This window comes from Pseudoalteromonas citrea (assembly GCF_000238375.3).
Classification (GTDB): Bacteria; Pseudomonadota; Gammaproteobacteria; order Enterobacterales; family Alteromonadaceae; genus Pseudoalteromonas; species Pseudoalteromonas citrea.
On record NZ_AHBZ03000022.1, the window covers coordinates 222,908 to 237,163 of the forward strand.

Here is a 14,256-nt window from a genome sequence, read left to right on the forward strand (position 1 = left end):
CATCTATTAGCTCTATGTTTGGTCTCCGCGGTGCTTGCAGATAGCGCTGCTCTATGATGTTGTTAGTTGTACGCTGATAACCGACGCTAAAAATGCGATGTTGAGATACCAGCGCTTCAAAACACTTTTCCAATAACTCAACATCTAGATTCGGGGTGTGAATCAAGAAGGATTGGTTAAAATGCGCTTCACGCTTAACATTGAGGTCAAAAAACCACTGTTGTATTGGCAGTAAAGGTAAAGGCTCAGCAAGTTTACTATCAGGTTGTTGAGTTGGCGTTTCAAGCTTAGATTGCTCTGCTTTTTCTACATAATTACATAGCAACGCGATGGTTTTATGCTTAAATACTATACGTAAAGGAATATTCTGTTGCAGTTCCTTATTAACTTTATTGATCATCTGTAGGCATAGAATACTATCCCCACCAATGCTGAAGAAATCACTATCATAGGCAATATCCGCAGCGTTCATGCCAAGCACATCGGCCCAGATTGCTCGCATTTTTGTATAACTATCTGGTACTTGATTGTCTATGAAATTTGCCAGCGCAGCTAACGTTTTATTTTTGAAAACACGACTTACCGCAACTTTGCTCTTAAACTCTTTATTAACCTGTCCAATCATTTGCAAACATAGGATACTGTCACCACCAATTGCAAAGAAATCGGAGCTTGAATGCAACGTTTGGCTATCAATGCCTAGTACCTTGCTCCATATGTCCACCAATTTTCTTTGTGTCTCAGACAAAGCGGTTTGGTGAGTTTGTTCTATCACGACTTCAAATGGATCCGGTAGCTTATTACGGTCGACTTTTCCACTGCTGGTATGTGGCATAGCATCCATTGCCACCAAGAAAGTCGGAACCATATAATCTGGACAGCGCTCTGTAATGAACGTGAGTAACTCGCTTTGATTAATATCTTTTTCAGACGAGTAATAACCAACTAATTGCTTGTGACCATTGCTGTTTTGTTTGATTGCTGCGACAGCTTGCTCAATGCCATTAAATGCCATTAACGCATGCTCTACTTCTCCCAGTTCGATTCGATAACCCCTCAGTTTAATCTGGCTATCAGCACGCCCAACAAATACTATCTCGCCTTGAGGTGAGCGGGTAACGAGGTCTCCCGTTTTGTATAAACGCTCGCCTCGATTGCCTTTGACAAACTTTGCAGCAGTGAGTGATTCATTATTGAGGTATCCCCTTGAAAGTCCCGTTCCGCCAACATACAACTCACCAATTGCACCAATAGGTAAAGTCTGTCCGGTGTGAGACATCACTATTGCATGACGGTGAGATAGCGACTTTCCTATTGGTACGGCTCGGTATTGGTTCAATTTATCTAAAGTCAATTCGCACACCGTACTGAATGTAGTGTTTTCAGTAGGCCCGTAACCATTTAGTAAATGTTGTGGTGCAAAATCTGACCTTAGTAACTTTTCTAGTAAAGTACGATTTAGAGCCTCACCACCAACCAACAGGTAATGTAATGATTTGAACAGTGTCGCATCCTGATGGAGCAGCTCATCAAACAAAGACTTAGTTAACCACACAACTGAAATTTGTTGAGTGGTAATTAGTTTATGTAACTTATTGACATTACTAAAGAGTTCTAAACGATCAGCAACCAATACTAATTTGCAAGCATTCAGTAATGCGCCCCAGATCTCAAATAATGAGGCGTCGAAACGGCGATCAGCCAAATACACAAACACGTCATCTGCTTGAATATTGATATAGTCTGCATCTCGCGTCAGAGACACAACACCACTATGTTGGATAAGTACCCCTTTCGGCGTACCTGTACTTCCAGATGTGTACATGACACAACATAGACTGCTGTCTTTGATTTTGACCCCTAAATTAGCTTGCGTACCCTTTTTTAGCTCTTCAGTTTTACTCAACAAATCGTAACAAACTAACTGTTCAGCAGATAAATACGGCAGATACTGTTCCGCACGTGTACTTTGACAAATGACCCATGACGCTGAAACATCTTTCAATGTGAACCCGATCTGGCTACCGTTACTCTCAAAACCCATAGGTACATAGGCGCAACCGAGTTTAAGCACTGCTAAGATAGCGATGATTTCTTCTATTGGGTCGTGTAAACAGATTGGCACTATAGTTTCAGGCGCAGGAGAGTACCTCGCTTGAAGGTATCGCGCTAACTGGTTTGCTCTATTATTTAAAGCTTCATAACTTAACGACTGACTTTCTAATTGCAGTGCGATGTGCTGAGGCTTGTTCTGTGCACATTGTTCAAAGATGTCAACTATCGAATAGGTAGATGAACTTTTTTTAACTTCACATGATTCAGGTGTGACATAAGCAATTTCCCTCACCAATAGTGATGGCGATTGAATCAATTGAGACAATATTTTGTCCATAACAGTGAAGAATCCTGTCATTAAAGACGCATCAAACAACTCTCCTGCATATCTTAGAGCTACTTGAACTTCTGATTGATATTCTTCGACTATCATCGCCAACGGATAATCTAGTTTTTCAATCGTGGTAAGGTTGCCAATTTTCAACTGACTAAATTGCGCTTCATTGTTTAGCGAAGAAAAATTATTATGCACAAATAGAATATCAAAAATCCGTCGCCCTTCTTTTTGCAAGCTAGCCAAATAGGTTGAACTATTACTATTGAGATAGTTAATCTGTTGCTGTAATTGCTGCAGCGCGTCTTTAACACTCATATTTTGAATTTGTTGATGGTCAACAACAAGCGGTAAGGTGTTGATCAATAAACCGACGGAATCTTCAATACCGCTAATAGGTAAATCACGACCTGAAATAGTTGCACCTGTGACTGTTTTTTGTTCAAACGAATAGATATTGATGATTTGGTGACATAAAAATTCAAATAGTGCATTTATGGTAATGCCATGCTCTATACAGAATGTCCTAATGTTCGCACATGCTTGCGCATCATAGGTGTGATGTTCAATAGCTGGTTGCGAAACATATTTATAGGCCTTGAGGTCTTGAACTTCTTTGTGTTCAACGCTAACTAAGTCGCTCAATCTATTTTGTAGCGGAATCTCTGCCAGATGACGATCCCAATATTGCTGGTTTGGTTCGCTGTTATACTGTATGAAAGATTGGGCTTGTTGATAGCTAAAGTCTTCTCTAACCTTGATTTCATTGCCAGCCATAAGATCTAAATACAGCTCATGTACTTTGTTCATCAACAACAAACTGCTCCATCCATCTATGATGGCATGGTGGCAGCTAAACAGTAGCCTGTGAGAAGTTTCACTCAAAGATACTAAGTAGACCCTGAACAAACCTGACTCTGCCAAGTTAAAGCGTTGCTGTCTATCATCGTCCAATAGATCAGATAAATAAGCGTCCTGTTGCACCGCCGGCAAATCTTTAATGTCTAAATGTACCCAGCTTAATGAAGAAGTCTTATCAACAACTTGCAACAACTGTTCTTGCCACACAAATCTAGTCCGCAAAGATGCATACACGGTTTGCACCGCTAACCATGCTTGCTTTAGTTGCTGCGGATCTATCTCGCAGTGGTAGTCCCAAAATGTTTGAACTTGGTAAGCGGTATCTGTATCACCTTGAGAAAGAGCATGATAAATAAAACCTTGTTGAAGGCTATTTGCTAAATAAACACCCGTTATTTCATTATCCTGCTGCAGTTCATCTAAATACTGTTCTGAGACAACACTGTCAACATCATGAACCGTTAAATAGCTTCGTGATTGCGCTTTTGCAAAATGGCAGATCTCTTGTAAATATTGTTCAATATTTGCGGCAACCTGTGACGCCAGTAACTGATCGACATAACTTTCAACTGTAAAACACATAATTCCGTCGACAACTGATCCTGTGATAACCAGATGGTAACCGTCGTCGTTATTTGAATTGCTAAGCAATACCACGTTTTCATCGGTTAAGTGCCAGTCACTGTCTTGTAAAAACGTTGTGCTATGTTTTGATAATTGACCTAAGTAATTAAAACAGATTGACGGTAATTGATGTGCATAGCCATGTAAAGCTCCAAAACCGACGCCTTTATCTGGAATTTTCCGCAGTAGTTCTTTCGTGTGCTTTATCGTCGAGGATAGCTTTTCATGAGCACTCAGTTTGAGTGGATATAACGAAGTAAACCAACCCATCGTACGACTAATATCAATACTGTGATCAAGCTCTTCACGACCGTGGCCTTCGAGCATAATTGCCGTGTTTACGTTACCAAATTGGTCCGCAAGTGTATGAGCAAGTGCGCTAAGTAAGAGATCATTGATTTCTGTGTTATAGATGGTGTTTGCTTCTTTTAAAAGCACGGTGGTATCAAGCGCAGAAACGCTAAAACTGGCAGTATAAGCTTGTAGAGATCGCTCTTTAACGTCTGAAAAAGGCTCATTAAAATCAGTAAGCTCCTGTTGCCAGTACATTTTATGCGATTGGTTCTGTACCGCATATTGGTTAACTGCCGAGATCCACTGACGATAACTAGATCCTTTCTGAGCTAATGTATTGCCGTCGTAGAATTGTTGTAAATCTTCCGTAAGCAAACGCCAACTCACCGTATCAACAACTAAATGATGGACCAAAAAGGCCACTCTGGCACTGCCGTCAGCAAATCCAGTAAGATAACTAACACTAAACAACGGTCCATGTTGTAAGTCAAAATTACACTGTTCGTCACGGCATTGGTCAATATATTCTTCTGTACTGGCTACCTGATGTTGCTTAATATCGAGTGTTGAATGCGCAGTCGGATCGTAACATTGCGCCCATTCACCTGCTTCTTTTTGCCTGAAACAAAGTGAAAATGCGTCATGATAAGTTAGCAATTCATTGACTGCTAAGTTTAGTTTTTCTAGATCAAGCTGAGGTGTTTTGATAAAAAACAATTGGCTCCATTGTTCTGGAAAAGCGAATTGCTTGTCAAAAAACCACTGCTGAATTGGCAGTAGTGCAAATTCACCATTTAAGCGACCTTCTTCTCTTTGAATTAAAGTCGCTTTGCCAAGTTTGTTGAGCTGCACTTGCTCTGCAATTTTTTGTAAGGTGTTGCATGCAAACACTTCAGCTACAGTTAAATTACACTGAAATGCTTGCCTTATACGACTCGATAAACGAATCGCATCTATGCTATCGCCTCCAAGCTGAGTAAATTCCGCTGTCATATTAATATCTTGCTCAGGGATCCCCAGAACCTGTGACCAAATTGCCGCAACGTGTTCTTCTAATTCTGTTTTTGGTTTTTCCGTAACTTGGCTGTGTGAGAATGTTGGTACAGGGAGAGATTTATAATCTAACTTACCATTTGCTGATAGTGGCAACGCATCCGTCGCAACATAAAACTCCGGGACCATATAGTCTTGCAGTTGCGTTATTAAATAAGCCTTAATGTCGTCTTGCTCTGTCGCTGAAGACGTCGAACTGACGTAATACGCAATCAGCGTTTTGCCGTCATAATTACCTTTGTAGTTGGTTAAAGAGTCTAAGGTTGTCACTGCACACGCACTGACGAGAGAACACATAGCAAGTTTTGCTTCAATTTCACCTAATTCAACACGGTAACCGCGGACCTTTAACTGACGGTCCTTACGGCCCACAAACTCAATGTACCCAGCAGAGTTCATGATCCCTAAGTCGCCAGTTAGATATATTCTGCCAAGTTGTGAGTGAGTAGAAAAACTTTCAGCAGTACGCTGTGGATCTTGCCAATAGTTAAGCGCAACCCCTTCACCACCAATACAAATTTCGCCAACTTCACCAACATTGGCCGCCTGACCAGTTTCATCTAAAACGTGCATGCTTTGATTTGGCATCGCGTATCCGTAAGGTATAGCCTCCCAAGTCGGGTCGATAATGGTTATTTCAAACCATATAGACCAAATACTGCCTTCTGTCGCACCGCCCAAACTAACCACAATAGCAGATAAAAAAGTGCTTGCGATTTGAGTAGGTAAACTTAAGGGGAGTTTATCGCCGCTTAACAAAAATAAACGCAACGTATTATTTTTCAGGTCATTGAATTCATATTCCTCGTGTAATAACTTGCTTAATTGAGGAACCGTATTCCAAATACTGATTTGATATTCTTCGACTACTGCACGCCAGTGTTCTGATTCTTTAGTTCTTTCTTGATCAGGAAAAACAACTCGTCCACCTACAATTAACAAACCAAAAATATCATACACAGATAAGTCGAAACTCAATTCTGATAATGCTAATACAGAGTCATTTTCATTCACTGTATACTGCTTATTTACGGCTATTATCGTGTTTAGCGCACCTTGATGACTGATTGTCACTCCCTTAGGCTTACCAGTTGATCCTGAGGTATAAATAACATACGCAACATCATCTCCTGCCACCTCTGGCCACGCTGTATATTTTAGATGCATCCCCTCTTGTACATCAGTGGCTAAATCTTCAATCACCAATAATCGGTAATCGTTTACAAATGACTCTTTAAACCCTTCTTGCTCATATACTTTTCGAGAAACCAATACTGTCGCAACTTGTCCCTCTTGTAATACGCTTTTTAGTCTATCCGTTGGCCAATCGACATTTAAAGGTAAGTAAGCTTTGCCCGTTTTCATAATTGCCAGTGTCGCAATTGCTTGGTTAACACCTTTCTCGCTTAATACGGCAACCAACTTCGCGTCTTTTGAGATGTTGCTCAATTTCGAATCTTCGATTAAGTTATAGGCAACACTCAACACTTGGGAATGAATTTCACCGTAAGTATAATCTTTACCAAGCGCAACATCGGATACAGCAACTGCATTCAAGTTCTTTCTTATTAATACCGCTTCATGTAGCGTTGAACTTGTAATTAATAAATCATCATCACGGTTAGGCTCATAACCAGTGGACAAATTTGAATTAGTCATATCATTCCTTTATAGACTTAGCCGTAAAAGCAAAGTAATTTACTCGAGAAAAAAAATGCCAACTAATTAAATGAGTTGGCATTTATATTAAACCTATGTTTTTATCTATTTATTTTTAGCTCTGTGTTTAAAGTCGTAACCATTTAAATTTTTAGTCACAGTCTTATTGTGACCAAATTTATCTTCACCAGACACAAGAACTGAAGCATATTTTTCCAGGTTATAATTCTCACCATGGTCAGTTACAAAATCCATACCTGGAAAAATCTGCGTACTAGATTTAACATATCTCGCGTTCGTGCTATAGCGCCTTGAATCACTACTTGCATTAGGGACAGAACCATGTATGCAACGGGTCGTAAAAATAACAGCTTCCCCGGGTTTCATTTCCATATACACAGCATCTTCTTCTTTTGGTTCCCAATCTTTATCACGTTTTAGATCGGCAAATGTATAACCATAAAACCCTGTACTGTCATAATCGAACTTTTTCTCAAATACTTTCTGCTCATCAAAGTACATTATTTTATGAGAGCCAGGTTGAAATTTAAGACAACCATTTTCTTTGGTACTTTCAGTCCATGCAGTCCAAACTGTTAATACAATACCCCAATCTGATTTTTCGTTTTGAATCAGTTGCGGAACTTTATTATTTGCATAAGCAAAACTTTCTACTTGATGCCACTCCGTTCCCTTATCTCCTGGAGACTTAGAAAATACTTCTGTTCGCCACAAAAACATATCATGACCCATTAAACTGGCTAGCCTATCGATTATTTTTGGATTAGTCGCATGGTCAGTTAAAAGATCAATATCTAGATGCCTATCATAATGATATTTATTAGGGCTATATACCTTACTTTCTTCAGAGATTAATTTTAAAAATATCTCATCCCACATTTCTTCCGCCTCTTCGACTTCATACACTTTAAAAGGCTTCACATAACCATTTTCATGAAAAAAATCAATTTCTTCTTGCGTTAATGAATAATCTGACAAAACACATTTCCTTGTTAATATAAATTTGATATTCGATTAAAATAAATACGGAACCAATTAAATTAAATGCTGATCCATTTCAAAGGCAGGGTTAAACTTGAGTGCACCGACCACTTTCGCTGGTATCCCAACAACAGTTGAGCTAGGAGGGACATCCTTAAGCACAACACTACCAGCCCCAACCTTCGAACCCTTTCCTACTTCTATATTTCCGAGTATTTTTGCTCCAGAACAAAGTAGCGCGCCCTCTCGGATAGTTGGATGACGAGCACCCTTCTGTTTACCTGTTCCACCCAATGTCACTTCGTGGAGGATAGAAACATTGTCTTCAACAACCGCCGTTTCCCCGATAACCACGCCTGTAGCATGATCAAAAAATAGACCTTTACCTAAACGAGCGGCAGGATGAATGTCGACAGAGAATATATTAGACATCTTTAATTGAATCATTTGCGCTGAATATTTATTACCGCTACACCATAATGCATGTGCAACTCTATATGCTTGAATAGCAATATAGCCTTTTGCGAAAATAAAAGTTTGTAACATGCTTAAGGAAGCTGGATCTCTATCACAAAAAGCCAATAAATCAGCAATGGCAGAACGGCATATATCTGGACATGAATCTATAGCTTTATAAATAATTTCATAAAACAAATTAAACTCACTTTCAACCGAGGAAAACAAATAATAATTCAAAACCGATGATAAACCAGACTTAAAATCACCAGGCAAAATTAAAAAACCCAATATATAATCATATAAAATCGGCTCCTCCACCTTTAAAATAGAAATAGTTTTATTTATTTCTTCCCATACAAACAGCTGCTCCACAACAGATTCTTCCATGATATAAATTTAACCCCGCCCCTAAAGAAGGACAAATCTAACTCAACACCACATATAAGTAAATAAAATTACCATGTAATTTTACAAAAAATTTATAAATTTCATAAAGCAAAAAGCAGAACAATGATAAAAGCTAACCATTCAAAAAAAAGCAATTAATAAAAACAAATAGAAACTTACTCTAGAAAAACTTAAAAACCTGATAAAAAATATATAATTTATATTTTTTATAATAACTTCAAATAAACACCTTAAAACAACATTTACATTGTGGCATTTACAAATATAAGTTATTAATTATTGCCTTTTACTATATGAAAACCTAGGACAGGATCACGCTTTATAAACAAGGTGAATTGATGATCTAATAGCATCATTTTTTCCTATTTACCTATCGCAACATCTTTATTTTCCCATCTCGAGCTAGTCAAAGAAAACCGTTCAACGATTAATCAGCATCATAATTTGGTTGATATCATGTTTCTGAGAATAAGCGCCATAACCTCAGACTATGAAGGTTGGTAAGATATTGAAATAGAAACGTAAATAAATTAAAACTTTCTCCGTGTTTGATTCTGAAAAAAGGCTTTCAAGAGTCAAGTAACAAAATCACTTATGTTAGCGACATTGGTGAGCACTTCTGCTATTTCTTATGCTCAACTCGAAGGTGGATTAGTTCAAAGAGCTGAAGCGGTCGCTAAAGCTGAAGGTATTACTATGGCTGAGCTGCTAGACCGTTCTGAAAGTGGCGAACTAGACGTAAATCAAAGAGCCGCTGAATTAAATGCTGAATGGGGACGCTGCGAGACCTATAAATATACAAAGTATGCAAGTGCTAAAGTAGACCAAGGAATTACTCTTACCCATTTTTCAAGCTTTGGCGGTACCTGTAATTCTTACTTTTTTACAATAGAAAGAAACTATGATGGCCATGATATGGAGTTAATTTTATACCGTGATGACAGAGAAATTGACCGAGGTACCCATATTGGGAGATACCTTCCTCGTGGCAGCTATCAATTAACTCTGGTAAACAATGGCGGCGGTACAAGTACACGTGGCGGTGTGCGTTACGAATACCGCGAGAATTAATTTATATCACGCAGGCTAATTAAGCCTGCGTATCAACAAGTTTAGTTTCTTGGCTTTTTAGGAAATTGATCACTTTCTCTTGATACTCTTGGAGAAAAGATTCTGAAGTGATTTTAGCCACTGTTTGCTGCTTCTTTTGAGCATTTCCCAACATACCATGAAATGAGCGGTAGTTCTCTTTTTCCATCTGTGCCGCGCCTTCTACATGATCTACAAAGAAGTCGATAATATTTATTTTTTCGTCGGGCTTGAAACCTTTTTCCTCAAAATTAACGCCATTTAAAGAACCTTTCACCCCCATTACATCAGACCAAAAAGTGTCACGTAAGCTTCCTGTATACCCACTCGACCGTGCTATATCAGACTCCAACGTTCGAATTGCGTCAACAATACCTTTAAATTCATTGATAGACATGTTCTCAAAATCAAAGCCTTCAGGATTAAGTAGGGCATTGTATGGTGAACTGCTCGGCGCATCACCTGAAAATGCAGCAATAGAAACAGGCTCGTCAGATACTTGTTTCTCTTTGGTAACTTTAGCCTGATTAGGCTCTGACTCCGTTTTTACGGGCGCAGCAAGCGGTTGTGTTGATGTTGGCGTATTCGTTGTTGACGCCGAGTGGATATTAAAATTAATAGTCATAAAAGCTCCTTTTTGTACTGCCCTAGTATCGGCAGTATTTCTATTTTACTTTAGCCTATTGTGTTGGATTCTATGGCTGTTATACATCGGCTTGTTAGCCCATCTAAGCATGTTACCGGTTATGAGCCTATTTGTGTGAAACAGCAAAAACACATTTTTTACAACACATGGGCGTTAAATCGACACCCCACTTGATACCCCTAAAATGATGAAGCTTTAGCAAATTTCAGACACAAAAAAACCCTAACATTAAACTGTTAGGGTTTTTCTAAAAAGCGATTTGGGCCGGTTTTTACTACATCATGCCGCCCACCTAGAGCTTAAACCTTTGTATCTATTAAACTATTTACATGGGAAAAAGTGGTGATACCCCACTATATACCCCTAGGGTGAAATAAAGGATAAATTTATTGATTTTTCATCCAGTTTTCAATATTAAAAATCTAAATAGCCAAACTTAATGGTAGAACCGTGCTTTAAGATAGTTTTCACTACCTTCGGTCGAGCACAATAAAATAAATTCAAAAAAATCACAAATAAATCACAAATAAATCAATTAAAAAACAAATATATAAACTTGTTGCATATTATTTTTACTGCTGGCATATTTTCAAGGCCCACAAGCATTGTAGTGAGTTAACAATTTAAATATTAAGGATTGATAGAATGAAAAAAAATATAATTTTACTTGCTCTTACTTTAGCTTCTACTTCAGTTTTCGCAAACGAGGAGACTTTCAACATCAATGATGTAACACTTCTTGAGTTGAATAAGCCATTACCTCTAAAATCAGAAGGTGGTATAGAAGCATTTGTAGCATCAGGCGCTTGGACAGATGTAATAACCAACCCAACAATTAGAAATGCGGGTCAAGTTTACCGCGGCCCTATTATGTCTCCATCTGCGAATACCCCTTCAACATCAAAAGTTACAAACATCACATGGCAATGGAATATATTTAATTATAACTCAGGTCTTATTACCTATTTGTGTGAAACGGCACAAGGCAGATGTATTGATGTTAGTGGCAACTTTGGTGCAGGAGCAAACCTAGAAGGAGCTAATGTATCGGCCTCAACATCTTGGCAATACTTATTCTATATGCCAGGAAGTGGAAATGTAAGCCCAACTATGTATGGACAAACTGGCTCAGTAGCTATTACTTATCAATAAGTTAAAATTCTATGTGTAGTCTATTTAGCAATTAAACTGCACTTTTATTATTCCAGCTACGCATAAAGATTAACGTAATTTGGAGTTGCTGCAACCAACTTCTCGTAATTGTCAGGGTGAGCAAGCCCTTTGCTTCCCCAATTAGTACCCATCTTGAATAACTCTGATTGTTGATCGCGCAACGCAACAATCTCTTGTAAAATTTCCTTTGAAGACTTTCCTGCTTGCTCACCTTCATTAATAATTGCGAGTTCCTGTGTGTGATATTGCTGTGCTTCTACATCAAAGTGATCAATCGCCCTACCAATACGACCATGCACTTCGTCTTGGTTGGCTGCATTTACAATATCGCTCATTCTAAACATCGCTATTGGAGGTCCATATTTTTTAATTGCATCAATAGATCCTGCCAGCTGTTCCTCGCTAGCTGAATTTATATATTTTACGTAACTTTCTCGGTTATCTATTTCTGGTGAAGTGCCACTATTGTGTACTGGCGAATTTGACGTTCTTTCAGTCGAACCCACTGTTATGTTATTTGATCTATTTACATAATTGGTTGCTGTATAACTATTTACATACATAAAAATTCCCTCTTACATTGCCGTAGACTTAGCAGATCTTTCAATCTATTTGCCGTTTTAGGCAATCTTTTGCCACTTGAATATTTAATGCTGCTAATAATTAGTGTCAAAGCCATGCCACACTCAAGTTATTAGCAATTTACGCACCAAATATTTACAACTGTGTAAAAGCATTCTTTGAATAAAAAATAAATGAACTGCAACAGTTCATGGATAAAGTTCCTTGGCGCAATAGCAGAAGGTTTTACTATCCGAAATAAATTTGTTTCGTTCTTTTTTAAATTGCTCTTGGCGGAAAGTATGTAGAGCTAATTACTGCAACCGTTCCTCAATGTAACATGGGCGTTAAATCGTTCCCCCCACTTTATACCCCTAAAATGATGAAGCTTTAGCAAATTTAAGACATAAAAAAACCCTAACATCAAACTGTTAGGGTTTTTCTAAAAAGCGATTTGGGCCGATTTTTACTACATCATGCCGCCCATATAGAGCTTAAGAACTTGTTTTAATTGCACTATTAACATGGGAGAAAGTAGTGACACCCCACTTTATACCCCTAGAGCGAAATAAAGGGGAATTTATTTATTTTTCATATTGTTATCTATGTTAAAAATTTAAAGAACCAAACTTAAACGCCAGTAAAACTTGCCCTCTTTCTCATACGGGGTATTACAGGAAAGAAAAGCAAATAAATAGTATTCAAAGTAGGGACAGTCAAAATTAGGTAAGACCAACTTTGACTGTCTAGCACGTACCCAAAGCTAATCCTTGCAACTATTGATCTCCTGTTATATTTTCATTGTATATAAGTCTAATTAAACATATTTCATGTTAAAGAAGTGAGCATATACACTGTTCAATATTCATTATTTATTCTAAACTTTTCTCTCTAATTGAATTCTACAAGGAAAAAGTTTTATGCAGTTATCTAAAAATCTTATGGATGTTTTTTTTGGTTATAACGGTAGGGTTGGTGATGTTAAGGGAGCAAAAGAAGATATAGCTGAGTTTGATCAACGAGCTAAAAATGCTGAAACTCCAGAAGAAAGAGAGCGATATGCCCAAGCAGTTGAGCAGTTAAAAACAGAAATTCTTCCTAAAATGCAGCAGGAAATGGAACAGCTAGGCAAGCAATTAGGATTAAATTCTGGTCGGATAGGACAAGTCGTGGAGTTAGATAAAGACAATAAATTTGTACCTAATTTAGCTGTTAAAAAAAGTGATAATGGTGTACTCTCTTTTATGACTTCTTATAAATCAGGAAGTTATTATCACAACAAAATATAAAGGATTAATTTATGTTAAAAAAGATATTGTTCACCTCAGCTTTAGTTATAAGCTCTTCAGCAGTAGCAAATATAAAAGTTAATGTTGAGAATGACTCTAATAATTATGACGTCGTATTAACGAGTAAAGACGTTCAAACATCCACATATTCACCAGATCCTCAAGCAACTCTCGCTGCTAATTCAGCTGACCGATTTTCTGTATATAGTAATTACCCTGATGTAGTTCGCCTAGTAGATTTGGAATATAAATTTAGTGATAGTTCGGTAGCTCCGCGTTGTCATTTTCGTTTGGTTATTATGAAAGATTATCGAAGTGGAAAAATGTTACCTCAAAAAGTAATTGCTGAGAATGAAGGTGGATCATATAGAGATAAAGCTATTTGTTCAGGTAAATTGGATTCTTTTAACCTTAACACTGGAGAAGCTAAAGTTACTTTTTCTATAAACCGTAGAAAATATTAATTTTAGTTTTTACAAACCCAATTTTCAATTGAGCACTTTTTTATTCAAATGAGAAGGCCGCCACTGAGCTGCCTTTTTATTGTCGCAAACTTGATCACAAGGTCAGTATGCTAATGTGTAATTCACCCTGTAAATGGGGATTTACACATAACCATTGAAAATAAAAGGCTGTGATCGTAGCGAACCACACCTAGCAATCAATACCCCACTTTATACCCCTAAAATAATGAAGCTTTATGAAATTTCAGATACAAAAAAACCCTAACATCAAACTGTTAGGGTTTT

9 protein-coding genes and 1 pseudogene (1 of these 10 running past the window's edge) are annotated in these 14,256 nt (G+C 37.9%); 5 read left to right on the forward strand and 5 right to left on the reverse strand.

From position 1 onward, the window contains the following. From PCIT_RS15335 to cysE, 3 genes are all read right to left on the reverse strand, one after another. Window positions 1–6,880, reverse strand: partial view of a non-ribosomal peptide synthetase gene (locus PCIT_RS15335; protein WP_010365655.1) — the 5' portion only. The gene continues 5,432 nt to the left of window position 1, outside the view; only the first 6,880 of its 12,312 coding nucleotides appear in the window; its start codon is at window positions 6,878–6,880; the stop codon falls past the left edge of the window. 105 nt (window positions 6,881–6,985) lie between these two features. Further along, window positions 6,986–7,879 (reverse strand): chlorinating enzyme, encoded by an 894-nt coding sequence (locus PCIT_RS15340; RefSeq protein WP_010365653.1) that lies wholly within the window; start codon window positions 7,877–7,879, stop codon window positions 6,986–6,988. A 57-nt stretch (window positions 7,880–7,936) separates the two neighbouring features. Beyond that, window positions 7,937–8,728, reverse strand: a complete 792-nt coding sequence (cysE, locus tag PCIT_RS23245) for a serine O-acetyltransferase (RefSeq protein WP_010365651.1) — start codon at window positions 8,726–8,728, stop codon at window positions 7,937–7,939. 393 nt (window positions 8,729–9,121) lie between these two features. Here cysE and PCIT_RS15350 point away from each other — a divergent pair. Then, window positions 9,122–9,250, forward strand: a pseudogene (locus PCIT_RS15350) (ISAs1-like element ISPsesp1 family transposase); the annotation flags it as partial. A gap of 93 nt (window positions 9,251–9,343) precedes the next feature. Beyond that, window positions 9,344–9,820 carry a hypothetical protein gene (locus PCIT_RS15355; RefSeq protein WP_010365649.1) on the forward strand — a complete coding sequence of 159 codons (477 nt, stop codon included), beginning with the start codon at window positions 9,344–9,346 and terminating at the stop codon, window positions 9,818–9,820. A 19-nt stretch (window positions 9,821–9,839) separates the two neighbouring features. Here the strand turns inward: PCIT_RS15355 and PCIT_RS15360 are convergent, their stop codons facing one another. Further along, a complete protein-coding gene (locus PCIT_RS15360) occupies window positions 9,840–10,463 on the reverse strand; it encodes a hypothetical protein (protein WP_010365647.1) in 624 nt (207 codons plus the stop codon). A 666-nt stretch (window positions 10,464–11,129) separates the two neighbouring features. Between PCIT_RS15360 and PCIT_RS15365 the strand changes: the two genes are divergently transcribed. Continuing rightward, window positions 11,130–11,636, forward strand: a complete 507-nt coding sequence (locus PCIT_RS15365) for a flagellar protein FlhE (protein WP_010365644.1) — start codon at window positions 11,130–11,132, stop codon at window positions 11,634–11,636. A 56-nt stretch (window positions 11,637–11,692) separates the two neighbouring features. On the opposite strand, the gene PCIT_RS15370 is transcribed toward PCIT_RS15365, so the two are convergent. Continuing rightward, a complete protein-coding gene (locus PCIT_RS15370) occupies window positions 11,693–12,220 on the reverse strand; it encodes a hypothetical protein (RefSeq protein ID WP_010365642.1) in 528 nt (175 codons plus the stop codon). Between the two features lie 918 nt (window positions 12,221–13,138). Between PCIT_RS15370 and PCIT_RS15375 the strand changes: the two genes are divergently transcribed. Then, a complete protein-coding gene (locus PCIT_RS15375) occupies window positions 13,139–13,507 on the forward strand; it encodes a hypothetical protein (protein ID WP_010365640.1) in 369 nt (122 codons plus the stop codon). A gap of 11 nt (window positions 13,508–13,518) precedes the next feature. Next, complete coding sequence (locus tag PCIT_RS15380) at window positions 13,519–13,971, forward strand: hypothetical protein (protein ID WP_010365638.1); 453 nt, start codon at window positions 13,519–13,521, stop codon at window positions 13,969–13,971. Window positions 13,972–14,256 lie beyond the last annotated feature (285 nt).